Source organism: Stenotrophomonas sp. CS3K5 (assembly GCF_059515225.1).
The window spans coordinates 1-22,085 of record NZ_JCAKRX010000014.1; the positions used below are offsets into that span (position 1 = coordinate 1).

Consider the following 22,085-nt stretch of genomic DNA (forward strand, 5'->3'; position numbering starts at 1 on the left):
CGGCGTCCCCGCACTCCGACACCGCCCCGCCCCCCACGGATAGCCCGCTTTTGACCTTGACGTTGCCGTGGCTTGTAGCAGGTGCAGGGCGCAGCCCTGCCGAGACTCCCCCGCCGGGGTAAACTAGCCGGATGGCTTCCCGTCCCGCGCACGACCTGCTCCAACGCGTCTTTGGATACGACGATTTCCGTGGTCCGCAGCAGGACATCGTGGAGCATGTGGCTGCCGGTCACGATGCCCTGGTGCTGATGCCCACCGGCGGCGGCAAGTCGCTGTGCTACCAGGTGCCGGCCCTGCTGCGTGACGGTTGCGGCATTGTCATCTCGCCACTGATCGCCTTGATGCAGGACCAGGTCGAGGCCCTGCGCCAGCTCGGCGTGCGTGCCGAGTACCTGAACTCGACGCTGGATGCCGAGACCGCCGGCCGCGTCGAGCGTGAACTGCTCGCCGGCGAGCTGGACATGCTCTATGTCGCGCCCGAGCGGCTGCTGACCGGTCGCTTCCTGTCGCTGCTGTCGCGCAGCCACATCGCCCTGTTCGCCATCGACGAAGCGCACTGCGTGTCGCAATGGGGCCACGATTTCCGCCCCGAGTACCGCCAGCTGACGGTGCTGCACGAGCGCTGGCCGCAGATCCCGCGGATCGCACTGACCGCCACCGCCGACCCGCCGACCCAGCGCGAGATCGCCGAGCGGCTGGACCTGCAGGACGCGCGTCACTTCGTCAGTTCCTTCGACCGGCCCAACATCCGCTACACCGTGGTGCAGAAGGACAACGCGCGCAAGCAGCTGACCGACTTCCTGCGCGGCCACCGGGGCGAGGCCGGCATCGTCTACTGCATGTCGCGGCGCAAGGTGGAGGAAACCGCCGAGTTCCTGTGCGGCCAGGGCTTCAACGCCCTGCCCTACCATGCCGGCCTGCCACCGGAAGTGCGCGCCAACAACCAGCGCCGCTTCCTGCGCGAGGACGGCATCGTGATGTGCGCCACCATCGCCTTCGGCATGGGCATCGACAAGCCGGACGTGCGCTTCGTTGCGCATACCGACCTGCCCAAGTCGATGGAAGGCTACTACCAGGAGACGGGCCGCGCCGGCCGTGATGGCGAAGCCGCCGAAGCCTGGCTGTGCTACGGCCTGGGCGATGTGGTGCTGCTCAAGCAGATGATCGAGCAGTCCGAGGCCGGCGAAGAACGCAAGCAGCTGGAGCGGGCCAAGCTCGACCACCTGCTGGGCTACTGCGAATCCATGCAGTGCCGTCGCCAGGTGCTGCTGGCCGGCTTCGGCGAGACCTATCCCCAGCCCTGCGGCAACTGCGACAACTGCCTGACCCCGCCGGCTTCGTGGGATGCCACCATTGCGGCGCAGAAGGCGCTGAGCTGCGTCTACCGCAGTGGCCAGCGCTTCGGCGTCGGCCACCTGATCGACATCCTGCGCGGCAGCGAGAACGAGAAGATCAAACAGCAGGGCCACGACAAGCTGAGTACCTATGCCATCGGCCGCGACCTGGATGCACGCACCTGGCGCAGCGTGTTCCGCCAGCTGGTCGCTGCCAGCCTGCTGGAAGTGGACAGCGAGGGCCACGGTGGCCTGCGTCTGACCGATGCCAGCCGCGCCGTGCTCACCGGCCGCCGGCAGATCAGCATGCGCCGCGATCCGGCCAGCAGCAGCACCGGGCGCGAGCGCAGTGCGCAGCGCACCGGCCTGTCGGTGCTGCCGCAGGACCTGGCCCTGTTCAACGCCCTGCGCGGCCTGCGCGCCGAGCTGGCACGCGAGCAGAACGTCCCGGCCTTCGTGATCTTCCACGACAGCACCCTGCGCAACATCGCCGAACAGCGCCCGACCAGCCTGGACGAACTGGCCCGGGTCGGTGGCATCGGCGGCACCAAGCTGAGCCGCTACGGCCCGCGCCTGGTGGAGATCGTGCGCGAAGAGGGCTGACGGTAATGCGGTGCCGCGCTGTGCGCTCGCCGGGCATGGCCCCAACGACGCGTGGGCTCGGCTCTACATTGGTGCCGCTCCAACCTTGAACACGCCATTCAGCAAGAAGTGCATCCGCGCCCGCTTGCGGCTAAATTGACGCCATGTCCCTCGCCTCGACCCTGCTCCGCGTTGTGCTCATGCTCAGCCTGTTGCTCAACGGGCTGAACGCGGCCATGGCCAGCGGACACGAGGACATGGGGCGGATGGCTCACGCCGTCGCGGCCGCCGTGGACGGCGGCGACGCCGACTGCCACCACCACGCCAGCATGCAGGCCGAGGAAGCGCCGCAGGCCAAGGCCCAGGCCCACGACGCCCACTGCCAGATCAAGGACTGCGTGCGCAGCTGCGCGCAGCATCCGTTGCTGGTGGTGCAGCCGTTGCCGTACCTGGCCGGTCCGGGCCTGTCGCTGGCACCGCAGCCGATGCCGGCCACTGGCCGCCCGGCGCCGCCACTGCCGCCCATCTCACGCCCTCCCATCGGCTGATTCCCCACGCACTGTGCGCGCTGCGCACCGGAGCCGGCGACCTGCCGGCGTCTTTCCGTGTCTGGAGTCATCCTCATGAATACCCGTAATCCCCCCGGCCCGGGCGCCCTGCCCATGCCGTCGCGCCGCCTGTTCGTACAGGGCCTGGCGGCCGGTGGCGTGGTTGCCGGCATCGCCGCCGTCGGCGTGCCGCAGCGCGCGCTTGCCGCGGCCACAGCCACCCCACGCCTGGCCGGCGCCCCGGCCGTGCTCAGTGATACCCGTCTGGAACTGGCCATCGGCGAATCGCTGGCCAACTTCACCGGCCGCACCCGTCCGGCGATCACCGTCAACGGCTCGCTGCCCGCGCCGATCCTGCGCTGGCGTGAAGGCCAGACGGTGGATCTGTTCGTGCGCAACACGCTGGACCGCCACCCGACCTCGATCCACTGGCACGGTATCCTGCTGCCGGCCAACATGGACGGCGTGCCCGGCCTGAGTTTCAACGGCATCGGCCCCGGCGAGACCTACCACTACCACTTCGATCTCAAGCAGTCGGGCACCTACTGGTACCACAGCCATTCGATGTTCCAGGAGCAGGCCGGCCTGTACGGCGCGCTGATCATCGACCCGGCCGAACCGGCGCCCTACCACCACGACCGCGAGCACGTGATCATGCTGTCCGACTGGACCGACATGGATCCGGGCGCGCTGTTCCGGCGCATGAAGAAGCTCGCCGAGCACGACAACTACTACAAGCGCACCCTGCCCGACTTCCTGCGTGACGTGAAGCGCGACGGCTGGTCGGCCGCGCTGTCCGACCGTGGCATGTGGGGCCGGATGCGGATGACGCCCACCGATATCTCCGACATCAATGCGCACACCTACACCTACCTGATGAACGGCACCGCGCCGGCCGGCAACTGGACCGGGCTGTTCCGCAGCGGCGAGAAGGTGCTGCTGCGCTTCATCAACGGCGCCTCGATGACCTACTTCGACGTGCGTATTCCCGGCCTGAAGATGACCGTGGTCGCCGCCGACGGCCAGTACATCCATCCGGTCAGCATCGACGAGTTCCGCATCGCCCCGGCCGAAACCTACGATGTACTGGTGGAACCGACCGGGCAGGACGCGTTCACCATCTTCTGCCAGGACATGGGCCGCACCGGCTTTGCCGCCGGCACGCTGGCGGTACGCCACGGGCTGCAGGCTCCGATACCTGCGCGCGACCCGCGCCCGTTGCTGACGATGAGCGACATGGGGCATGACATGGGGGGCGGACATGCGGGGCACGACATGTCCGCGATGATGGGCATGGACCACGGCAGTATGGACCACAGCGCGCATGGCGGCGGCATTACCGCCAGCAAGGCACCGAAACACCCGGCCAGCGAGCGCAACAACCCGCTGGTGGACATGCAGAGCGCGGCCACCGAACCGAAACTGGACGACCCCGGCATCGGCCTGCGTGACAACGGCCGCCAGGTGCTGACCTACGGCGCGATGCGCAGCCTGTTCGAAGACCCGGATGGCCGTGAGCCCAGCCGCGAAGTCGAGTTGCACCTGACCGGTCACATGGAGAAATTCTCCTGGTCATTCGACGGCATTCCGTTCGCCAGCGCCGAGCCGCTACGGCTGAACTACGGCGAGCGCATGCGCATCGTGCTGGTCAACGACACCATGATGCAGCACCCGATCCACCTGCACGGCGTGTGGAGCGATCTGGAAAACGCGCAGGGCCAATTCCAGGTCCGCAAGCACACCATCGACATGCCACCGGGCACCCGCCGCAGCTACCGCGTGCGTGCCGATGCACTTGGCCGCTGGGCCTACCACTGCCATCTGCTGTACCACATGGAAGCGGGCATGATGCGCGAAGTGAGGATCGAAGAATGAGCCGCTCACTGCTTTCCCCCAGCCTGCTGGCGCTGGGCCTGGCCACCGCACTGCCGGTGTTCGCGCGATCGCATGCCGGGCATGACATGGGCACGATGGACGCGCCGGCGAAGACTGCGACGACGCCGGCCGAACCGGTCGATCATTCGAAGATGGATCATTCGAAGATGGATCATTCGAAGATGGACATGGGTGCGGCAGATCAGGCCGACATGGACCACTCCACGATGGACCACTCGAAGACGGACCATGGCGCGATGCAGCCAGCGGCGATGGACCATTCCAAGATGGATCACTCCAGCATGGATCACGCGGCGATGGGCCAAGGCGCACCCGCGCCGACCGAACCGCGCGAGCCAATCCCGGTCCCGACTGACGCCGACCGCGCCGCCGCCTTCCCGCCGATCGCGCATGGCGCGATGGAGCACGCGCCGGAGATCAACAGCCTGCTGCTGATCGACCGCCTCGAACACTGGGATGGCAAAAGCAGCAACGGCCAGGCCTGGGAAGCCACCGGCTGGATCGGCGGCAACATCAACCGCCTGTGGCTGCGCACCGATGGAGAACGCAGCAAGGGCCGCACCGAGTCATCGGCGGTTGAAGCCCTGTATGGCCGCAGCGTGTCGCCGTGGTGGGACGTGCTGGTCGGCGTGCGCGAGGACTTCCGCCCCGCCGACTCGCGCACCTGGGCGGCGGTCGGCATCCAGGGCCTGGCGCCGTACAAGTTCGAAAGCTCGGCCACGCTGTACCTGGGCTCCGGTGGCCAGGTGCTGGCCAAGGCCGAGGTCGAGTACGACGTGCTGCTGAGCAACCGGCTGATCCTGCAGCCGCTGCTCGAAGCGACGGTAGCAGCCAAGGATGAACCGGAGTACGGCATCGGCCGCGGCCTGAACAAGGTCGAAGCCGGGCTGCGCCTGCGCTATGAGTTCAGCCGCCGCTTCGCCCCGTACATCGGCATCAGCCACGAGCGCACGTTTGGCGACACCGCCGACTACGCCGGTGACCACGCCCGTGACACGCGCTGGGTGGCCGGCGTGCGGATGTGGTTCTGAGCAGCGGATCGTGAGCAACGGCCAGCCCCGGCAAACGCCGGGGCCGGCTACACTGCGCCTCGTTCCATTGCAGGCCCCGCCATGTCGCTGCTTATCCGCCGCGCCACCCTTGCCGATGTCGACGCGTTGTCGGCCACCGCCATCGCCACCTACAACGAAACCTGGGGTGACTCGTACCCGCCGCAGGAACTGCACGATTTCCTGCAGGCGCACTACAGCCGCGAACCGCAGCGCGCCGAGTTGTCCGACCCGCGCAGTGCGATCTGGCTGCTGTTGGACGGCGACAACGTGGTCGGCTACCTGGCCGCCGGTGCCAACACCCTGCCGCATGCCGAAGCCCGCGAAGGCGACATCGAACTGAAGCGCTTCTACATCCTGGCCGACTATCAGAACGGCGGCCACGGCGCGCGCCTGATGCAGGCGTTCATGGACTGGCTGGACCAGCCGCAGCGCCGCACCCTATGGGTGGGCGTGTGGGAAGAGAACTTCGGTGCGCAGCGCTTCTACGCGCGCTATGGCTGCAGCAAGGTGGGCGAGTACGACTTCATCGTCGGCGACACCCACGACCGGGAATTCATCCTGCGCCGCCCGTGATCATGCGGCGCATGCAATGTCGAGCCATGCTCGACTGCGTTCCGCTCCTTGTAGAGTCGAGCCATGCTCGACTGACTCCTGCCGCCAATAGTCGAGCATGGCTCGACTCCACAGAAAGCTAGAAATCGAACAGTTCGGACAGGAAGCTGTCCTTCTTCTTTTTCTTGTAACCGTGGCCATGTTGCCGGCCGCGGTTGTCCTCATAGCGCTGGCCCAGATGACGGGTATCACGGTGCATCACCGGCGGTGGTACCTGCTGCGGCTGCACCGGCGCGGGCGGCGGTACGGCGGCGGCGCCCTCGGTGGCGCGCTCGATGATCTTGTCCAGCTCGCCACGATCCAGCCACACACCTCGGCAGCTCGGGCAGTAATCAATCTCGATGCCATGGCGCTCGGCCATCTGCAGGGTCTGGGTCTTGCACACGGGGCACAGCATGGGCAGGGCTCCTGAAGGTCTGGCAACGACTCTACCTGCCCACGGATGACTGTGCGGCAACACATGACCGATGGCACAGGGACTTCCGGCGCGTGCGAGCGTCCCCGGCCGCCTTCCACACTGCACGCTGGTTCCGCAGGGAGTGCGTGCATGACCGTCCTGTCCCGCCTGCCCAACGCCGCGCGCCTGCTGCTGGTGCTGCTCGGCGTCGGCCTGGGCCTGAATCTGCGCGATGTCGCTGCGGCCGCAGGCGCGCCGATTCCCGCCTTGCCCATGCCCTACGGCGGCAGCCTGCTGGACAATGCACTGGCCGTGGTGCTGGCGCTGCTGCTGGCCGCACTGCTGCGCCCCCGTGGGGTGGGCCTGATGGCCAGCCTGGGGCTGCCCGGAAACGGCTGGCGCGGCCCGATGTGGGTGCTGCTGGCCAGCCTGCCCTGCTGGCTGGGCCTGGCGGTGCTGGGCACGCCCAACACCGCACTGACCACCCTGGATGCAACGATGCTCGCCGTGCTGTTCCCGCTGGCCGAGGAAGTGCTGTTCCGCGGCCTCGGCTTCGTGCTGCTGGTGAAGATCATGCGCGGGCCGTGGCCCCTGCTGGCGCTGCCGCAGGCGCTACTGTTCGGCTGGGTGCACTGGCTGGGCTTCGGCGGCTTCGACGGCGGTGGCACCGCCCTGTTCGTCGGCGCGGTGATCGCGCTGGGCGGTTTCATCTTCGCCTGGCTCGACCATCTGGACGGCGACACCCTGTGGTGCGGCCTGGTGCTGCACGTATCGATGAACCTGGCCTGGAATGTGTTCAGCCTCGCTGACGCCGTCGCGCTCGGTTGGCAGGCCACCAGCCTGCGTATCGGCACTGCCCTGCTGGCAGTGGCGGTGCTGGCCTGGCAGGTACGCCAGCGGCGCCAGCGCCCGCTGTAACGCCCACTTAGCCTGGCGTGCACGCCGGGATCACCCCCGGCTTGCGCATACTTGCGCGCCTTTTCATTGCTGCTTTCCGGAGCTGTAGCGTCATGTTGCTGTCCAAGCGCCACGTTGAACCCCGCGTCCTGCTGATCGAGGACGCCGAGGAAACCCGCGAGCTGAGCCGTCTTGCGCTGGAAAGCCAGGCCTGCCACGTGGTGGGCGTGAGCTCGGCCGAAGCGGCACTGGGCCTGCTGGCGGCTGGTGAGCGTTTCGACCTGCTGTTCACCGATGTCAATCTGGGCCGCGTGAGCGGCATCGAGGCCGCCAACCAGGTGCGCGGGCTGTACCCGCACCTGCCGATCCTGGTGACCTCGGGGATGGACCAGCACCAGGTGCTGCCGCAGCTGCGCGATGGCATCCATTTCCTGCCCAAACCGTACAACATGAGCGAGCTGCTCGATGCCATCCGGCTGTGCTTCCGGCACGCCGATGTGGGCATGTTGACCGGGCCGGACGCACAGGCAGCCTGAGGCCTTCATCCACGCGCATCCACGCATGGCGTGGATGGCACCCACGATCAACCGCTGCTGTACGGCCCGGTACCCGGAAACACCTTCAGCAGCGCGCGGGTGATCATGTCCGGGTAGACCGTGAAGTGATCCTCGTCATCGATCACCATGTTCTCCACCTTCAACGATCGCCCACTGCTGCGCAGCTGCTCGGCGAATTCGGCGTTGTGGCGCAGCATGTCGTTGCGGGTGAAATAGCGCGGTTCGGGCTTGACCGTTTCAAAGCTGCCCACCGACAGCACCACCGTAATCGGCTGCGCCGGCGCCTTGGCCTCGGCCTGCATGCGCGGCACCCGATGGTCGTCGAACCACAGCGATGGACTGGACAGGATGTAGGTGCGGAACATGTCCGGGCGCGTGGTCAGCACATAGGCGCCGAACAGGCCGCCATACGAATGACCCGCATAGGCGCGCCGCGCCGGATCAGTGCGGTAACGCGCATCAATCATCGGCAGCACCTGTTCGGCGAGGAAATCGCGGTAATGCGCCGCGCCGCCGTAGCTGACGTCATCGCTGTAGTCACGCGGATCGGTACGCGCCGGGTCGCTGGGCGTGTAATCGCGTGAGCGGCTCTGCTTGGAGGTCAGGCCTTCCTGCGGCGGCAGCCCGACCAGGATGAAATCCTCCAGGTTGACGCCCTTCTGCCCCACCAGGTTGCGCACGCTGCGCACCAGCGGGAAGCTGTACAGCGCGTCGGTCACGTACAGCACCGGATAGTGCTTTTCCGGATGTGCGGCGTAGTCGGCCGGCAGTGCCACCCAGACCGGATAATCGCGGCCGACCGGATCGTGCACACGCAGCGCTTCGGTATCCGGCAATACCACGCCCGACACAGCGGCGGCCGGGCTCTCCTTCGCTTCACTCTGCGTTGCCGGTGGCGCCACCGACATCGCACAGCCACTCACGGCCAGGCAGGCCGCCACACTCCATCCACGCACACGCTGCATCCACACGCTCCCGTTACGGGCGGCGCACCGGATGGCGCCGCTGCCGCATCCTCACATGGCATGCGGCTGCACGCCAATCCTTCGGTTTACGGCGAGGCCGGCGGCGGCGCCGGGAACAGCGTGCGCAGCGCCTGCAATGCGGCCGGGTGATAGATCGTGGCGTGGGTTTCCTCCGGCAGCGGCAGGTACTTCACCAGCGGCGACGGCGACGCCTGTTGCAGCACGGCCGCCAACTGCGCGGCAGAAGCAGCCAGCTGAGGCTGCCCGCTACTGGCCAGGAACACGCGCGGCTGCGCACGCGTCACCGCCGGCAGCTGCTTGGCCGCAGCGCCCAGCATCGTGCCCCGGTTCCACCACAGGCTCGGGTCCAGCGCGATGTAGCTGTTGAACAGCGTCGGCTCCTGCAGCAGCGTTTCCACCACGAACAGGCCGGCCAGCGATTCACCGATCAGCGCGCGCTCGTCGGTAGTCGGGTAGCGCTGGCGCACCTGCGGCATCAGTTCATCACGCAGGAACGTGCGGTAGGCTGCCGAACCGCCGATGCGCGGCGCGATCTTCTGGTCCTGCGGGTCCTTGCTGGGGCCGGTCATGTCGCGGCGGCGCTCGGTGTTATCGATGCCGACCAGCATGAACGGGCGCATGCTGCCGTTGCCGCTCAGCACCTGCACCAGCCCGGCCACGTGCAGGAAGTCCTCGCCGATGCCGCCGTCGGGCATGTAGAGCACCGGCAGCGGTGTTTTGGGGTCCAGGCCCCACGGCTGCGGACGATAGACGTTGATGCGGCGGGTCTCGCCCAGCGCCTTCGATTCGATGGTGAAGGTTTCGCCGATCACCAGCGGGGTTGCGGCCGCTGATTGTGCGGACGGCGCCGGTTCGGCGGCCATCAACGGCGTAGCGGAGACAGCGGACAACAACAGCGACAGCACGATGAGACGCATGGGAAAACCCATCCTGGGAAAGATGCCGAGGATACCGCCCAGCCGCAGGCATTGGCGGCTTCGGCACGCTCAACACCCCTGCCAGATGCGTAGATCCACGCCATGCGTGGATGACCTCTCCGCGCGCAACCGGGTACGGCTCGGTTTCCCATGCAAATCGCAGCCGAGCATGGCTCGGCTCTACAACACCTCGGCTGTCGCAGACGCATGGATGGATCGCTGTAGAGCCGAGCCCACGCTCGGCTTGGCCGACCGCCCAAACCGCAGCCGAGCAGCGCTCGGCTCTACAACACCCCGGCCGTCGCAGATGCACCGATTTTTTGGCGCATGAACCGCTGTTCCGAGCCACCACGACTGAAGAAAGTGGAGCCCACTTCCCACGTACCACATCACGATATACTCACCGTCGCCAGCAGTTTCCGACATTCTCCAACGCGATTGACTGAGCACTAGAACGAACACGTCGCGTGCTGTCGCTTGCTGCACCAGATGCGCCTGCGCCACCATCGTCGCGCGCCTGGTTTCCGCATTTCTCTTCGGAGAATCCTCATTGAAATCCAAGCGCGTACGTAAACATCATGCAGCGCCACCGACAACGGGTGGCACCGGGCCTGCAAGCCCATGATGAATTTCAAGCATGTTGTTTGCGCTCGCCCGTCGGCATCATTACTGGATGGTGCCGGCGGGTGATCCGTCGGCCTTCATGGCGGGCGCTGCGTGGGGGTCTCCGGACCCGCCGGTCAATTGCTTGATGTCATCCCGGCTTGCAGCCACGCATCGCCCGCCACCCGCCCTGCGCGGTGGCACGCCCACTCCAGAGCCGAGGAAGCCGAGATGACCGAACGTCCGCCCTATGCTTCAGATACCGCCAGCATCAACGATGACGACGACAACCCTTCGCCCGAACTGAGCACGTTTCTGGGCTGCCTCAAACGCATCCGCGCGAGCGAAGGCGCCGATGGCCTGCCTTGGCCTGAAACCAGCCTTTCTGCAGGGCGCGGCGTTGCCCTGTCGCGGGTGGAACGGGCCGCCATCGGCATGCTAACCGTGGCGGAAATGCTGCACGCCGCCGACCGCTGCCGGGCCATGGCCACGCCGGACCGGCATCTGGATGCCGGCGTGGTTGAAGGGCTGTTCTTTGCCTGCCGCGGGCTGGCCGAGCTGGTGTGCCGGGATGTGCGGCCGGAGTAGCCTCACCCTGTACCGCAAACCGGGCCATACTGGGTCCGCACCGGCCGGTACCGGGTCCCATCGAAACCTACAAGGAGGTTTGCATGTTGAATGTTGTGATCGTTGCCGCGCTGGCTGCTGGCCCCGCGGCGTCCGTACCGTATGCCGATTGCCTGCTGGGCAATATCCAGCCCGGGCTGTCCGATCATGCTGTGCAACTGGTACAGCAGGCGTGTGCCGCAAAGCATCCAGACAGTTTCCTTGCCTCGCTGGAATTGGAACGCACCTACAGCGCCCAGCGGCAGGCGCGGTTCGATGCGGATCGTGCAACAAGGGAGCGAGCTGCGAATGCAGCAGCCTCTGCTGCACAGGCAGCGGCGGAACGCGAGGCGGCGCGAGCGCAGGGTGCCAAGGCTAAGTAGGGGTTGGCGCAAGCAACAAAAAAGGCACCGCTTGGCGGTGCCTTTCTGAATGACCAGGGTCATTGATGCAATGGTGGCCGTGAAGGATTCGAACCTTCGGCCAAAAGATTAAAGGTCACAGGCCAGCCCTTTATCTTTCAATGACCTACGACAATCTCCGTTCCGTATTCAAGATCAAAACGAGCGCTTCAAAGCACTGTGGCGCAACGGGTTAGGAAGTTTTGCGGAACGCCGTTCGGCCGCTCAGACACCCCGCCGCAGCTGACGTTGGCGATCTGTCGGCCGCTCCACCACAACACCCAGATCTCCCCAATCTGGGCCCAGCCAGAGGGCGGTTCGGAAGCCCTGATAGCCGTGCGAGGGAAGAATGGGCGGAAGGATACGGCCGGCGGTCGCAGATCCTGCGATATCACCGGAGAGGCCGTTTACATCGGCAGGCTGCGGCGACCGCTCTTAGTCTATAATTCACAATTCATTCACCGTTAAAACAGGGATGTTCAGCGAAATGAAGTGGTATAGGATCGTGGGCGTCTACAATCTGTGCCTAGGCATAACTTGGCGAATCGTCGGCTCGCACTTGTTCTTTGGCATAGCAGCGGTAGCAGTTGGTCTCGGAACCTACTATTTCGTTCGGCAGGTTCCTGCCGGGCCAACGGCTTTGGCGACAAAAGCAACCGTGGTACAAGCAGGCGCGGTCGTTCTTGGACTGTTCTCAGTTCTCATGGCGGCCCTTCAAGTCCGCGTGAACGCAACTTGGAACAAGGTGCTTTCGTATCACACATTCTTTGGCGACTTGATCACGCCGGATGCGCTGAAATCACTCATGGATACAGCGGAAGCATGTGAGTTCAAGGAGCGCTTAGCGAAGTACGAGGCCCTTGAGGACGAACACGTTGAGAAGATTCTCGCCAGCGCCGAACATGACGCTGTAGTTAGCTGCTATCTCAACGAATTCGAAGAATTTTGCACTGCAGTGAATGCTGGCGTAGTCGATGATGAGTATGCCTATAAGCTTGAAGGAGCTCGACTTATTAGGGTCAACACCTGCTTCGCAAAGTACATCGCGAAGTGTCGTGAGGATGGAATTTCCAGCAGAAAACTGTACGAAGAACTCCAGCACAGGGCTCGGCACTGGAACATTCGGAAGCAGGACGAGGACATGAGGCACCAGACGCGCCTCGAGAAGCACGAGCGTAAGATGAAGCAGCCTTCAGGGATGACTAACATTTTTTGAACAATTTATGTGTATAGTTGGGCCGTGAATCATCCCCCGCACCTACTGGAGAGCAACATGAACGACAAGAACGGCTGGTAAGCCTTTTTTCGTCCTTCATCCCTTCCACACTGACAGCCCCGCCATAGCGGGGCTTCTGTTTTTTGGTTGAGCAATCGTCATGATTGCCTGCGAAATAGAGCTTCGGAGCGACGTTGCATGGCGCTCGATGAATACCAACCACCGAACTCAGGTAGCGTCAGCCGCAGCGGCTGACGGGTGACGGGTGAAGATCCCTACGAACTATCCGATGCGTTCTGTATCGCCCATGTCCAGCGGCAGCTCCACCTTCTCAGGCCACGCGAACGCCACCGGCTGAGGCAGCAGCCGGTGGCCGAGGAAATTCAGATCCCGGTGAAGGGCGAATTCGTGGCCCAGTGGTCTAGCTCTGCGCGTACGTAAGCGCCGAAGGTGTCAGCTCTCATGCCCCACCCGCCAGCCTGGCCGCCAGGCGCTGCACCTGGCCACCGCGCGCTTTGAACTCCTCCACCGTCTCGGCCGGGCTGCGGAAGGTGATGCCGGGCTTTGCCCGCTAGGGGCGGGAAACGGTGTTGTGATCCATGCGCCGCTCTCGGGGAGCCACCTGGGGATTCAACCTCGGCGCCAGGTCCTTCGTCGTCTTCATGCTGCTGCCCACTTGGCCAGCTCGATCCGAGCCGCTTCTTCCCTCGTCGGCGGTGGTGCCTTCGATCTCATCGCCTATTCGCTCCATTCCGGATGGCGCTTATGCTCGAGACAGCCGAACTGGAACCTTCGCGATGGCCCAACCATTTATCTACTGCCCAGCCATCCTCAAATGGCCATGCATACCTAGCAGCGAATGGGCGGCCTGGGCTCAGGTATTTGTGGCAGTCGCCATAGGTTTCGCTGCGATCTATGTGCCGTGGCGCATCACGCAGGCACAGACGACCCGACGAATTTCTTCTGCTCTTACGCTTTGCGGGATTACAGCTTTCCAGTTCTTGCAGGCTTCCGACGCCGCGGTCTCGCGTGACCCGGAGCCCATAAAGTACAAGTACTTCAGGGGGCGCTGGGCAAGACATGCTGCAGGCCCTGCGGCAGATCCCCGCCCATGAGCTCATCAAGTGGGAAGTGAGGCACGCTCGTATCTACTTGGAACTGCGCTGCGTGGAACTCACCAGACACGGCGACAGCTGGCACAACGACCAGAATCGCTTTGCAGGCATTCCCAACAAGGCTCACGAAGAAGTGCAGCGCTTGCGGGATCTGGTCAGCATCAGCGTCAAAGAGATTTCCGGATTGATGCGTAGAGAAAAATCACCGATTCGTCGTTTGATCGACGACTGGCGTGCATCGAGGTGAATTAGCAGGGGTCATTGGTTTAGTCACCAGCGAAGTTCAGCTCGGCCGCCGCGCGCTCCATTGCAGCGCGCGCAGACTCGCGGTCACACGCCGGCCGCACGCCATCCTTCTCCTGCTCGATCGCCTGCACCGGGTGCGGCAGCGGCTTGCCGTCGACCACGTGCTGGACAGCGCGCGAGTAGGCCTCCTCCAGCATGCGGCGCTGCTGCGATCCGTGGTCGACCGAGGCGTAGACGTGCAGGTCCAGCAGCGAGCGCACCAGCACGGTGAAACCGCTCTGCGGCCGCCCCGGCGCCATTTCCCGCTGCACCGCCGCCATGACTGGAATGTCCAGGCACATCGTCAGGAACCCCGGCGGGTTCGGCGGCCACTCACGCCTCTCGCTCAAGCAGCAGGCCATTCCGCGCGTGCTGTGCCCGGCTGCGGCCCTTCAAAACCTGAAACCACGTGCCGGCGGCGATGGTCAAGCTGCCGCCCTTCTTGAACGGCGCAACGCCGTTCTCGCGCTCCCACTTCCCCGGGAACATGGCCGTCATCTGCTTCCAGAACTCCCACAGATAGGCCGACTGAGCCTCGCTCAGCGGCTCAGTCGTCGACAGCGAACTCGGCGTCGACGACATCGCCTGGCCCAAACCCAGCGCCGCCACCGTGCCGGGCTATGTGGAATGCAGCCGATCAGCCGCTGCGCAATGCGCTGGATCTGGCTTACCTGACTGGCCAACGCCCCGCCGATGCCCCCAGCATGGATCGCAGGGACGTGCGCGATGGCTTCCTGCATATCAGCCAGAGCAAGCCAAGCACAAGCTGCGCATTGCCATCGAAGGCGAGCTGGCCGACCTGCTGGTGCGCTTCGGCGCCAGGACATTCAATCGGCGAGGCAAGCAGAATGGCGCGGTGATCGTGCATGCGGCGCTGCTGCTTGACGAATACGGCCAGCCACTGAGCAAGGGCCAACTACGGAGCCGCTTCGACGCAGCGCGCGCACGTGCTGGCGTGCCTAAAGACGCTTCTCAGTTCCGCGACCTAAGAGCCAAGGCCGGTACGGACAAGGCTGATTCTGCCAGCGATATTCGTCAAGCGCAGAGACAGCTCGGTCACCGTTCCGTGGTGATGACCGAGAGCTACACGAGAAAAAGGAAGGGCGACAAAATGTCGCAGACCAAGTGACCAATGAGCAGCCGTACTCAACGAACTATCCTGCAGAGGCGAATCACCCCCCCGTTACGGCCTATAGGGAGTGCTCGAGCTAAAGACCTTCGGGGCCAACTTGGGCTTGCCGGCAGCAACACACAAACGTTTCATCGCATGCTGGGCAATGAGCGAACCACCGGTCGGTCCGAGAATTATCGCTTCAACAATATCCTCTAGATGCAATGGCTTGTCGATAGATCTTGCACCTAGTCGAAGCTTCAGCTTCGGCTGGATACCCTTGGGCGTAATCGCATAGCTCATTAGCTGGTCGTACTTGCCACCTGACTCGTCGGCAGTTGGGTCATAGACAATTCGCCACTCCTTCTCTTCGCTGAAAGACTTGTGCTTAGAGAACAGCGCGGCTCTCCGCAAGCGGGCATAGTAGTAATACACTGCTCGCCTTAGATCATCTGGATCAGCCGATGGTCCGAGCAATTTGATTGCATCTGCCGTCTGCTTGATTGCCCAATCCATCCAAATGAAGCGATCTGCTGTTGTGCGGTATTCGACCGGAGCAATGATCAGTGGTGAGTTTGCTTCCTCCGCGAGCTTGGCAGAGTCGAAGACGATAGCTACGCCAGCCCCGTCAGCGCCATATGCACGCCACATCGACAGGAGGCCGTCTTTGTCTCCTGGATCATGCTTGCTAAAGCAAGCGATGTAGGTGTCATACGAATACATGCTGCCATCGACATCTTTCGCTGCCTGCAAGGCATCAACCACGACCCGATGCTGGGCTTCCGAAGCTACCGCGTCCGAGATCGCTTTGCTTTCAAGGAACCTGTCCGTTCCTTTCTCAATTCCCCAGCGCAGCTCCTCATGATCATTCATAAGGAAAGGATGCGACATCCAGAACTCATCGCCCTTAAAAATCGCTTCAGCCGTAAAGAGGTTTGTGTAATGCGCCAGCTTCGGCCTGACGTCGGGGAAGTGCTGCGAGGGATCGATATCGGAATAAAGCCTGTCCCACAGGGCGTTGAGGATCGAGTCAGCTGGACTAGCGCTCATGCGAATCTCACGGCCTACTTGGAGCCCAGACTTTCGCAGAGCGGCTGCTGCCAGACAAGCCCTAACCGGGCGCCTAAGCGCCGAGCCGCAGGGATTTGCGGAAAAGATCGGCGATTGCGGAAAAACAAAAAGGGCTCCGGATCGCTCCGAAACCCTTATGCAGCAATGGTGGGCCGTGTAGGATTCGAACCTACGACCAAAAGATTAAAAGTCTTCTGCTCTACCGACTGAGCTAACGGCCCATTGCACTGCCCCGGCCTTTCGGCGGGGTGGGCATTCTACCCTATTTTGGCCGGTCGCGTGGAACCCCGGTGTGTCGAGGTTGCCGGCCAGCGGCCGGCACGACCAGTGGGCTTAAACCTTTCGGGCCATCGGCGCATCCCATCTGTGATCCTTCCCCGGAGCCATGGATGCGTCTGATCGTCAGCCTGCTTGCCGCCCTGCTGCCCTGTGCGGCCCTGGCCGCCCCGTCCCAGGTCGTCACCGACGACATCGCCCGCTTCTGGGCCACCTACGATGCGGTGCGCGCCGAGCCCGATGCCGAGCGCCGGGTGGCGCTGGTCCAGCAGCACTACATCGACCCGGGCAGCCCCGGACTGCATGCACTGATGCAGGTGCGCCGCTACACCGCCCGCGAGTACGCCGAAGCCATGCATGCGTGGCCACGCTTCTGGACCTCGGTGCGGCCGCTCACCGCCAACGCGCAGCAGGCCAGCGCCACGCTGGAGCGCGACCTGGTCGCGTTCCGTTCGCTCTACCCTGCCCTGCGCCCGGCCACCATCACCTATGCGGTGGGCGTGCTGCGCACCGGTGGCACCACGCTGGGCGACAAGGTGCTGATTGGCGCGGAGATGGCGCTGGGCGATGAGCGCGTGGACGTGAGCGAGCTGCCGGAGAAGATGCGCGACCGCCTGCGGATCTTCTACGACAGCCGGCCGGGTGCGAACAACGCGCAGAACAACCTGCACGAGTACGTGCACACGCAGCAGCGCGAGACCACCGGCAGCCTGGCCCAGTACGCGGTGCGCGAGGGTGTGGCCGAGTACGTGGCCGAGCGGCTGAGCGGGCGTCGGCCGGCCTTGCCGCTGTATGCCTACGGGCCCGCGCACGAGGCGGAAATCCGCACGCGCTTCATTGCCGAGATGGACGGGGACGACCTCGACAACTGGCTGTACAACAGCGCCCACAATCCGTTCGGGGTGAGTGATCTGGGGTACTACGCTGGGTATCGCATCGCGCAGGAATACATGCGGCGGCAGCCGGATGAGAAGGCGGGGATCGCGCGGATGATCGAGTTGGACTATGACGATCCGAAGGCGGTGCGGGCCTTCATCGGAGCATCGGGATGGTTGCCTGATGAGGCTGCCGGCCAGCGGCCGGCACTACCAGACTCCAGCCGCCGGTAGCGGCGGGACAGAGAGTGCGAACCAACGGTTCGCACCCACCATGAGGGGGGCATCACCCCCCATCACCTCAGGCGTACAGCGTGGGGTCGGCCACGCCGGCTTCGGCGAAGCCCTGCGCGCGCAGGCGGCAGGCGTCGCAGTGGCCGCAGGCGGCGCCGTTGGCGTCGGCGTTGTAGCAGGACACGGTCAGGCCGAAGTCCACGCCCAGGCGCACGCCTTCGCTGACGATCTGGCCCTTGCTGAGGAACTGCAGCGGGGCATGCACCTTGATGCCGGCGCCTTCCACGCCCGACTTGGTGGCCAGGTTGGCCAGCGCCTGGAACGCGGCCACGAACTCGGGGCGGCAGTCCGGGTAGCCGGAGTAGTCCACGGCGTTGACGCCGCAGAAGATGTCGTTGGCGCCGAGCACTTCGGCCCAGCCCAGCGCCAGCGACAGCATGATGGTGTTGCGCGCCGGCACGTAGGTGACCGGGATGCCGGCACCGCCGGCCTCGGGCACGTCGATGTCGTCGGTCAGTGCCGAGCCGCCGATGCTGCGCAGGTCCACGTCCACGGTCTTGTGCGCGACCACGCCCTGGGCCTTGGCCACGCGGGCGGCGGCGTCCAGTTCGGAGGTGTGGCGCTGGCCGTAGCGCACGCTCAGGGCATGCACGGCGAAGCCCTGTTCCTGGGCCATGGCGATGACGGCGGCTGAATCCATGCCGCCGGAGAGAAGCACGACTGCCTTCTTCATGGGTAAAACATCCGGTTGGGAGGGGAAAGCCAGCACGCTGTCCCGCGCCGGAGCTACATCAGGGAACGCTGCGCGGGCTCATCGACCCGGCTCGTCGTTCCACAGGATTTTATGCAACTGCATCTGGAAGCGCACCGGCAGCCGGTCTTCGACGATCCAGTCGGCCAGCTGGCGCGCGGTGATCTCGCCCTTGCTGGGCGAAAAGAACACGGTGCAGCGCTTGACCAGATCGTGCTCGGCCAGCAGGGCCTTGGCCCAGTCGTAGTCTTCTCGGCTGCAGATGACGAACTTGATCTGGTCGCGGGCGGTCAGCAGCGGCAGGTTTTCCCAGCGGTTGCGCGCCACTTCGGCCGAACCCGGGGTCTTGATGTCGACCACGCGCGATACGCGCGGGTCCACCGCACTGACGTCCAGTGCGCCGGAGGTCTCCAGCGAGACGTCCATGCCGGCATCACACAGCTTCTGCAGCAGCACCAGGCAGCGCTTCTGCGCCAGCGGCTCGCCGCCGGTCACGCAGACGTGGCGCACGCCCTGGGCCAGCACCTCGGTCACGATGTCGTCGATGTCCCACCAGGTACCGCCGTGGAAGGCGTAGGCCGTATCGCAGTACTGGCAGCGCAGTGGGCAGCCGGTCAGGCGCACGAACACGGTCGGCCAACCGGCGGTATCGGCTTCGCCCTGCAGCGAGGTGAAGATCTCGGTGATCTTCAGGCGCGGCAGCGGCGACTGCACGATGTCGCTGGGGGTGGCGACGGCGTTGGACGGGGTAACGGCGGTCATGGCGGGCACTTCTTGGTGGGACACGTGGCGGGTGGGCTACCGTGGCCGGTAACGAACGCAGCTGAGCATGGCTCGGCTCTACAACACAGCAACCGGAAGGGCATGGCCCGGCGCTGCCGGATCCGGGCGGGTTTGCCGTTCCGGAAACGAAAGCAGCCGAGCGTGGGCTCGGCTCTACAGGGCAACAATTGTACGCCCGATCAGCGGATCAGCGGATCTGCTTGCCGAGGCGAATGGACTGCAGGCGGTCCTGGGCGGTACGCGCGGCGTCCGATCCCGGGTACTGCGCCACGACGGTCTCCAGCGTCTGCTGGGCCTGGTCGACCTTGCCCTCGCCATACTGCGACAGGCCGATCTTGAGCAGGCCGCCAGCGGCCTTGTCGTGGGTTGGATAGCGCGAGAGCAGTTCACGGAACTGGGTCTCGGCCATCGGGAAATTGCGGGTGGCGTAATAGCTCTCGCCCAGCCAGTACAGCGCGTTCGGCGCGTACACGCCGTTCGGGTACAGCTGCAGGAAGCTCAGGAACAGCTGCGCCGAGTCATCGTACTTGCCGGCCTTGAGCGAATCGAAGGCGACGTTGTAGGAGGTGCGCTCGTCGCCGGTGGCGGCCAGGCTGCCGGCATCGCCATGGACCGAAGGCGGCCGCTCGGAAGTGGCCGCCGCTGCGGGTTTTGCCGGGGCCGGGGCGGCCTTCGGCGCGCTCGCCGGAACGGGCGGCAGGGCCGGGGCGGCATTGCCCCCTTCCAACCGGTTCAGGCGGCTGTCCAGATCCAGGTACTGGTCCTGGGCTGACTGCTTGAGCTGGGCGTTGTCGTGCTGCAACTGCTCGATCGAGGCCTGCAGGCTGGTGACCTGCTGCCGCAGCTGGTTGATCTGGTTCAACAGGTCCTGGTTGGCACTGTTGTTGTACATCTGCTGCTCGAGCGCGCCGACACGATCGGCCAGGCTCTGTCGCTGTGCATGCGCCGGTGCGGCAGCCACGAGGGCTGCCGCAACGACCAGCATCAATGTGATGCCAATGCGCATGGATTACTGCGCGGTGTAGACGATTTCGACGCGACGGTTCTGCGACCAGCAGGACTCGTTCGACTCGGTGCAGACCGGACGCTCTTCACCGTAGGACACGACGGTCAGCTGCGAAGCCGAGCCACCGTTGGCCTGCAGGGCCGAGTTGACGCCGTTGCCACGACGCTCACCCAGGGCCTGGTTGTACGCGCGCGAACCGCGCTCGTCGGTGTGGCCCTGCAGGGTGATGCGCGAGGACGGACGGTCACGCAGGTACTTGGCGTGGCAAGCCATGATGGCCTGGAATTCCGGCTTCACGTCTTCCTTGTCCAGGTCGAAGTAGACAACACGCTGACGCAGGCAGGCGTCGGTGTCCAGGTCGCCCGGGCCGTACAGGCCGGAGGTCGACGGACCGGTCGGGCTGGTGGTCGAGGTGCCGGTGTCGACCGGAGCCTGCGGCTCTTCCTTCACCTTCTTCGAGCAACCGGCCAGGACGGCCACAGACAGCAGGGAAACAAGCAGAACGCGGGTGGACTTGTTCATGGCGATACCTTTGTGGCTCCTAGGCCGATGAGGGGTTCAAGACAGCGAAAATATTAACACTCTTTTAGCGCTGGGTACGGTATGGGGACCATGCCGGCTCGCGCACATCACCATCGGCCAGGACCAGGCGCTGGCGAACCCGCGCATCGGCCGAAACGGCGTACAACACACCACGGCCACCTTCGCGGGCGGCGTACAGCACCATGCTTGCGTTGGGCGCAAAGCTGGGCGATTCATCCAGCGAACCCGGGGACAGCGTGCTCCAGCGCGGCGAGCCCAGCGAGCTGTCCATCATCGCGATCTTGTAGCTGTTGCCCGAGCCCTGTGCCACGGCGATCTTCTTGCCGTCGTAGGACACCGAGGGCTTGGCGTTGTAGTTGCCCTGGAAGGTCACACGCTCGGCGCTGCCGCCGCCGGCACCGACCTTGTAGACCTGCGGACGGCCGCCGCGGTCGGAGGTGAAGTACACCGCGCTGCCGTCCGGCGCCCAGGTCGGCTCGGTATCGATGGCGAAGTGGTTGGTCAGCTGGGTCAGCTGCTTGCTGCCCAGATCCATCACGTAGATTTCCGGGTTGCCCGAACGTGACAGCGTCAGGGCCAGCTTGCGGCCATCCGGCGAGAACGCCGGGGCGCTGTTGATGCCACGGAAACTGGTGACCAGCTCACGCGCGCCGGTGGCGATGTTCTGGATGTAGATGGCCGAATTGCCACGCTCGAAGCTGACATAGGCCAGCTTGCCGCCATCCGGGCTCCACGACGGCGACAGCAGCGGCTCGGCCGAACGCACGATGGTCTGCGGGTTGTAGCCATCAGAGTCGGCCACCATCAGCGCATAGCGCATGGCGTCGCCCTTGCCGCTGGCGGTCACGTAGGCGATGCGGGTCCAGAAGGCGCCGCGGATGCCGGTGATCTTCTCGTAGATGGCGTCGGCCATCTGGTGGGCGACATCGCGCATGGCATTGCCACGGGCGGTCATCGCCAGGCCCAGCAGGCGCTCGCCCTTGGGCACGTCGAACAGTTCGTACTCGACGCGGTAGGCGCCGGCACCGGCGTCGAGCACGCGGCCGACCACGATGTAGTTCTGCTTCAGCGCGCGCCAGGTGGCGAACTGGATGTCGCCGCCGCGCACCGGCTTTTCGACGATCTGCGCTTCGGGCAGCGTGCGGAACTGGCCCGAACGTTCCAGGTCGGCGCGCACCACACCGGCGACGTCGGTCTGCGGGGCAGCCGCCGAGCCCTGGTAAGGCATCGGCACGATGGTGATCGGCAGCGCGGAGGCATTGCCGCCGATGATGTCGATATCCAGCCCCTTCTGCTGCGCGACGGCAGCAAAGGGCAGCAACAGGGCCGCAAACACGGCAAGCCAGCGAGGCATCTTTTTCATGGAGCGCTCAATAGGGGGGAAACCGGAACGAGGGATAGCAAAGCGGAAGTGAACCGCTTCGCAATCAT

Annotated in this window: 24 protein-coding genes and 1 tRNA gene; 13 read left to right on the plus strand and 12 right to left on the minus strand. The window is 64.9% G+C overall.

Translation table 11 applies throughout. The annotated features are described in order from the left end of the window. Positions 1 to 131: 131 nt before the first annotated feature. From recQ to AC5YGJ_RS17695, 5 genes are all read left to right on the plus strand, one after another. Positions 132 to 1,937, plus strand: coding sequence for a DNA helicase RecQ (gene recQ / locus AC5YGJ_RS17675; protein ID WP_249843143.1), 1,806 nt, complete (start codon positions 132 to 134; stop codon positions 1,935 to 1,937). A 143-nt stretch (positions 1,938 to 2,080) separates the two neighbouring features. Further along, positions 2,081 to 2,464 carry a CopL family metal-binding regulatory protein gene (locus AC5YGJ_RS17680; RefSeq protein ID WP_496187285.1) on the plus strand — a complete coding sequence of 128 codons (384 nt, stop codon included), beginning with the start codon at positions 2,081 to 2,083 and terminating at the stop codon, positions 2,462 to 2,464. A gap of 75 nt (positions 2,465 to 2,539) precedes the next feature. Continuing rightward, positions 2,540 to 4,339 (plus strand): copper resistance system multicopper oxidase, encoded by a 1,800-nt coding sequence (locus AC5YGJ_RS17685; protein ID WP_496187286.1) that lies wholly within the window; start codon positions 2,540 to 2,542, stop codon positions 4,337 to 4,339. Beyond that, positions 4,336 to 5,391, plus strand: a complete 1,056-nt coding sequence (locus AC5YGJ_RS17690; RefSeq protein WP_496187287.1) for a copper resistance protein B — start codon at positions 4,336 to 4,338, stop codon at positions 5,389 to 5,391. The genes AC5YGJ_RS17685 and AC5YGJ_RS17690 overlap by 4 nt, the downstream gene beginning before the upstream one ends. Before the next feature lie 81 nt (positions 5,392 to 5,472). Further along, positions 5,473 to 5,985, plus strand: coding sequence for a GNAT family N-acetyltransferase (locus AC5YGJ_RS17695; RefSeq protein WP_249843139.1), 513 nt, complete (start codon positions 5,473 to 5,475; stop codon positions 5,983 to 5,985). Between the two features lie 118 nt (positions 5,986 to 6,103). Here AC5YGJ_RS17695 and AC5YGJ_RS17700 read toward each other — a convergent pair whose 3' ends face one another. Further along, positions 6,104 to 6,421 (minus strand): TFIIB-type zinc ribbon-containing protein, encoded by a 318-nt coding sequence (locus AC5YGJ_RS17700; RefSeq protein WP_496187288.1) that lies wholly within the window; start codon positions 6,419 to 6,421, stop codon positions 6,104 to 6,106. A 150-nt stretch (positions 6,422 to 6,571) separates the two neighbouring features. On the opposite strand from AC5YGJ_RS17700, the gene AC5YGJ_RS17705 reads away from it, so the two are divergent. Further along, positions 6,572 to 7,339 carry a CPBP family glutamic-type intramembrane protease gene (locus AC5YGJ_RS17705; protein ID WP_496187289.1) on the plus strand — a complete coding sequence of 256 codons (768 nt, stop codon included), beginning with the start codon at positions 6,572 to 6,574 and terminating at the stop codon, positions 7,337 to 7,339. Between the two features lie 92 nt (positions 7,340 to 7,431). After that, complete coding sequence (locus AC5YGJ_RS17710) at positions 7,432 to 7,854, plus strand: response regulator (protein WP_496187290.1); 423 nt, start codon at positions 7,432 to 7,434, stop codon at positions 7,852 to 7,854. 47 nt (positions 7,855 to 7,901) lie between these two features. Here the strand turns inward: AC5YGJ_RS17710 and AC5YGJ_RS17715 are convergent, their stop codons facing one another. Together AC5YGJ_RS17715 and AC5YGJ_RS17720 are read right to left on the minus strand one after the other, a co-directional pair. Continuing rightward, the gene (locus AC5YGJ_RS17715; RefSeq protein WP_409460378.1) at positions 7,902 to 8,840 is read right to left on the minus strand and encodes an alpha/beta hydrolase; all 939 of its coding nucleotides are present in this window, start codon (positions 8,838 to 8,840) and stop codon (positions 7,902 to 7,904) included. 86 nt (positions 8,841 to 8,926) lie between these two features. After that, positions 8,927 to 9,778: an alpha/beta hydrolase gene (locus tag AC5YGJ_RS17720; protein ID WP_496187291.1), complete on the minus strand. Its 852-nt coding sequence runs from the start codon at positions 9,776 to 9,778 to the stop codon at positions 8,927 to 8,929. A gap of 834 nt (positions 9,779 to 10,612) precedes the next feature. Between AC5YGJ_RS17720 and AC5YGJ_RS17725 the strand changes: the two genes are divergently transcribed. The 4 genes from AC5YGJ_RS17725 to AC5YGJ_RS17740 all read left to right on the plus strand — a co-directional run bounded on the left by AC5YGJ_RS17725 (position 10,613) and on the right by AC5YGJ_RS17740 (position 13,966). Then, entirely contained in the window at positions 10,613 to 10,969 is a 357-nt protein-coding gene (locus AC5YGJ_RS17725; RefSeq protein WP_496187292.1) for a hypothetical protein, read from the plus strand. A gap of 83 nt (positions 10,970 to 11,052) precedes the next feature. Continuing rightward, positions 11,053 to 11,370 carry a hypothetical protein gene (locus AC5YGJ_RS17730; protein ID WP_496187293.1) on the plus strand — a complete coding sequence of 106 codons (318 nt, stop codon included), beginning with the start codon at positions 11,053 to 11,055 and terminating at the stop codon, positions 11,368 to 11,370. A gap of 505 nt (positions 11,371 to 11,875) precedes the next feature. Then, on the plus strand, positions 11,876 to 12,604 hold the full coding sequence (locus AC5YGJ_RS17735) for a DUF4760 domain-containing protein (RefSeq protein WP_496187294.1): 729 nt from the start codon (positions 11,876 to 11,878) through the stop codon (positions 12,602 to 12,604). Between the two features lie 1,080 nt (positions 12,605 to 13,684). Beyond that, entirely contained in the window at positions 13,685 to 13,966 is a 282-nt protein-coding gene (locus tag AC5YGJ_RS17740; protein ID WP_496187295.1) for a hypothetical protein, read from the plus strand. A 19-nt stretch (positions 13,967 to 13,985) separates the two neighbouring features. On the opposite strand, the gene AC5YGJ_RS17745 is transcribed toward AC5YGJ_RS17740, so the two are convergent. Together AC5YGJ_RS17745 and AC5YGJ_RS17750 are read right to left on the minus strand one after the other, a co-directional pair. After that, a complete protein-coding gene (locus tag AC5YGJ_RS17745; RefSeq protein ID WP_496187296.1) occupies positions 13,986 to 14,354 on the minus strand; it encodes a hypothetical protein in 369 nt (122 codons plus the stop codon). Beyond that, complete coding sequence (locus AC5YGJ_RS17750) at positions 14,338 to 14,613, minus strand: hypothetical protein (RefSeq protein WP_496187297.1); 276 nt, start codon at positions 14,611 to 14,613, stop codon at positions 14,338 to 14,340. Before AC5YGJ_RS17750 ends, AC5YGJ_RS17745 begins: the two co-directional genes overlap by 17 nt. A 196-nt stretch (positions 14,614 to 14,809) precedes the next feature. Here AC5YGJ_RS17750 and AC5YGJ_RS17755 point away from each other — a divergent pair, with 196 nt between their 5' ends. Further along, positions 14,810 to 15,133, plus strand: coding sequence for a tyrosine-type recombinase/integrase (locus AC5YGJ_RS17755; RefSeq protein ID WP_496187298.1), 324 nt, complete (start codon positions 14,810 to 14,812; stop codon positions 15,131 to 15,133). A 54-nt stretch (positions 15,134 to 15,187) separates the two neighbouring features. On the opposite strand, the gene AC5YGJ_RS17760 is transcribed toward AC5YGJ_RS17755, so the two are convergent. Beyond that, a complete protein-coding gene (locus AC5YGJ_RS17760) occupies positions 15,188 to 16,165 on the minus strand; it encodes a DUF2971 domain-containing protein (RefSeq protein ID WP_496187299.1) in 978 nt (325 codons plus the stop codon). 166 nt (positions 16,166 to 16,331) lie between these two features. Next, a tRNA-Lys gene (locus tag AC5YGJ_RS17765) sits at positions 16,332 to 16,407 on the minus strand. Between the two features lie 168 nt (positions 16,408 to 16,575). Between AC5YGJ_RS17765 and AC5YGJ_RS17770 the strand changes: the two genes are divergently transcribed. Then, entirely contained in the window at positions 16,576 to 17,571 is a 996-nt protein-coding gene (locus AC5YGJ_RS17770; protein ID WP_496187300.1) for a DUF2268 domain-containing putative Zn-dependent protease, read from the plus strand. Positions 17,572 to 17,638: 67 nt separating this feature from the next. Here the strand turns inward: AC5YGJ_RS17770 and queC are convergent, their stop codons facing one another. The 5 genes from queC to tolB all read right to left on the minus strand — a co-directional run bounded on the left by queC (position 17,639) and on the right by tolB (position 22,017). Next, positions 17,639 to 18,304 carry a 7-cyano-7-deazaguanine synthase QueC gene (gene queC / locus AC5YGJ_RS17775; protein ID WP_014038216.1) on the minus strand — a complete coding sequence of 222 codons (666 nt, stop codon included), beginning with the start codon at positions 18,302 to 18,304 and terminating at the stop codon, positions 17,639 to 17,641. Positions 18,305 to 18,382: 78 nt separating this feature from the next. After that, positions 18,383 to 19,084, minus strand: a complete 702-nt coding sequence (queE, locus tag AC5YGJ_RS17780) for a 7-carboxy-7-deazaguanine synthase QueE (protein WP_496187301.1) — start codon at positions 19,082 to 19,084, stop codon at positions 18,383 to 18,385. A 208-nt stretch (positions 19,085 to 19,292) separates the two neighbouring features. After that, a complete protein-coding gene (gene ybgF, locus AC5YGJ_RS17785; protein ID WP_107231783.1) occupies positions 19,293 to 20,111 on the minus strand; it encodes a tol-pal system protein YbgF in 819 nt (272 codons plus the stop codon). A gap of 3 nt (positions 20,112 to 20,114) precedes the next feature. After that, positions 20,115 to 20,633 carry a peptidoglycan-associated lipoprotein Pal gene (pal, locus tag AC5YGJ_RS17790; RefSeq protein ID WP_496187302.1) on the minus strand — a complete coding sequence of 173 codons (519 nt, stop codon included), beginning with the start codon at positions 20,631 to 20,633 and terminating at the stop codon, positions 20,115 to 20,117. Between the two features lie 64 nt (positions 20,634 to 20,697). Next, positions 20,698 to 22,017, minus strand: coding sequence for a Tol-Pal system beta propeller repeat protein TolB (tolB, locus tag AC5YGJ_RS17795; RefSeq protein WP_057496973.1), 1,320 nt, complete (start codon positions 22,015 to 22,017; stop codon positions 20,698 to 20,700). Positions 22,018 to 22,085: the final 68 nt, after the last annotated feature.

Excerpts from the sequence above, each read along its gene's own strand:
- recQ (WP_249843143.1), top strand. The coding sequence starts at position 132 with ATGGCTTCCCGTCCCGCGCACGACCTGCTCCAACGCGTCTTTGGATAC.
- AC5YGJ_RS17680 (WP_496187285.1), top strand. The coding sequence starts at position 2,081 with ATGTCCCTCGCCTCGACCCTGCTCCGCGTTGTGCTCATGCTCAGCCTG.
- AC5YGJ_RS17685 (WP_496187286.1), top strand. The coding sequence starts at position 2,540 with ATGAATACCCGTAATCCCCCCGGCCCGGGCGCCCTGCCCATGCCGTCG.
- AC5YGJ_RS17690 (WP_496187287.1), top strand. The coding sequence starts at position 4,336 with ATGAGCCGCTCACTGCTTTCCCCCAGCCTGCTGGCGCTGGGCCTGGCC.
- AC5YGJ_RS17695 (WP_249843139.1), top strand. The coding sequence starts at position 5,473 with ATGTCGCTGCTTATCCGCCGCGCCACCCTTGCCGATGTCGACGCGTTG.
- AC5YGJ_RS17700 (WP_496187288.1), bottom strand. The coding sequence starts at position 6,421 with ATGCTGTGCCCCGTGTGCAAGACCCAGACCCTGCAGATGGCCGAGCGC.
- AC5YGJ_RS17705 (WP_496187289.1), top strand. The coding sequence starts at position 6,572 with ATGACCGTCCTGTCCCGCCTGCCCAACGCCGCGCGCCTGCTGCTGGTG.
- AC5YGJ_RS17710 (WP_496187290.1), top strand. The coding sequence starts at position 7,432 with ATGTTGCTGTCCAAGCGCCACGTTGAACCCCGCGTCCTGCTGATCGAG.
- AC5YGJ_RS17715 (WP_409460378.1), bottom strand. The coding sequence starts at position 8,840 with ATGCAGCGTGTGCGTGGATGGAGTGTGGCGGCCTGCCTGGCCGTGAGT.
- AC5YGJ_RS17720 (WP_496187291.1), bottom strand. The coding sequence starts at position 9,778 with ATGCGTCTCATCGTGCTGTCGCTGTTGTTGTCCGCTGTCTCCGCTACG.
- AC5YGJ_RS17725 (WP_496187292.1), top strand. The coding sequence starts at position 10,613 with ATGACCGAACGTCCGCCCTATGCTTCAGATACCGCCAGCATCAACGAT.
- AC5YGJ_RS17730 (WP_496187293.1), top strand. The coding sequence starts at position 11,053 with ATGTTGAATGTTGTGATCGTTGCCGCGCTGGCTGCTGGCCCCGCGGCG.
- AC5YGJ_RS17735 (WP_496187294.1), top strand. The coding sequence starts at position 11,876 with ATGAAGTGGTATAGGATCGTGGGCGTCTACAATCTGTGCCTAGGCATA.
- AC5YGJ_RS17740 (WP_496187295.1), top strand. The coding sequence starts at position 13,685 with ATGCTGCAGGCCCTGCGGCAGATCCCCGCCCATGAGCTCATCAAGTGG.
- AC5YGJ_RS17760 (WP_496187299.1), bottom strand. The coding sequence starts at position 16,165 with ATGAGCGCTAGTCCAGCTGACTCGATCCTCAACGCCCTGTGGGACAGG.
- AC5YGJ_RS17770 (WP_496187300.1), top strand. The coding sequence starts at position 16,576 with ATGCGTCTGATCGTCAGCCTGCTTGCCGCCCTGCTGCCCTGTGCGGCC.
- queC (WP_014038216.1), bottom strand. The coding sequence starts at position 18,304 with ATGAAGAAGGCAGTCGTGCTTCTCTCCGGCGGCATGGATTCAGCCGCC.
- queE (WP_496187301.1), bottom strand. The coding sequence starts at position 19,084 with ATGACCGCCGTTACCCCGTCCAACGCCGTCGCCACCCCCAGCGACATC.
- ybgF (WP_107231783.1), bottom strand. The coding sequence starts at position 20,111 with ATGCGCATTGGCATCACATTGATGCTGGTCGTTGCGGCAGCCCTCGTG.
- pal (WP_496187302.1), bottom strand. The coding sequence starts at position 20,633 with ATGAACAAGTCCACCCGCGTTCTGCTTGTTTCCCTGCTGTCTGTGGCC.
- tolB (WP_057496973.1), bottom strand. The coding sequence starts at position 22,017 with ATGAAAAAGATGCCTCGCTGGCTTGCCGTGTTTGCGGCCCTGTTGCTG.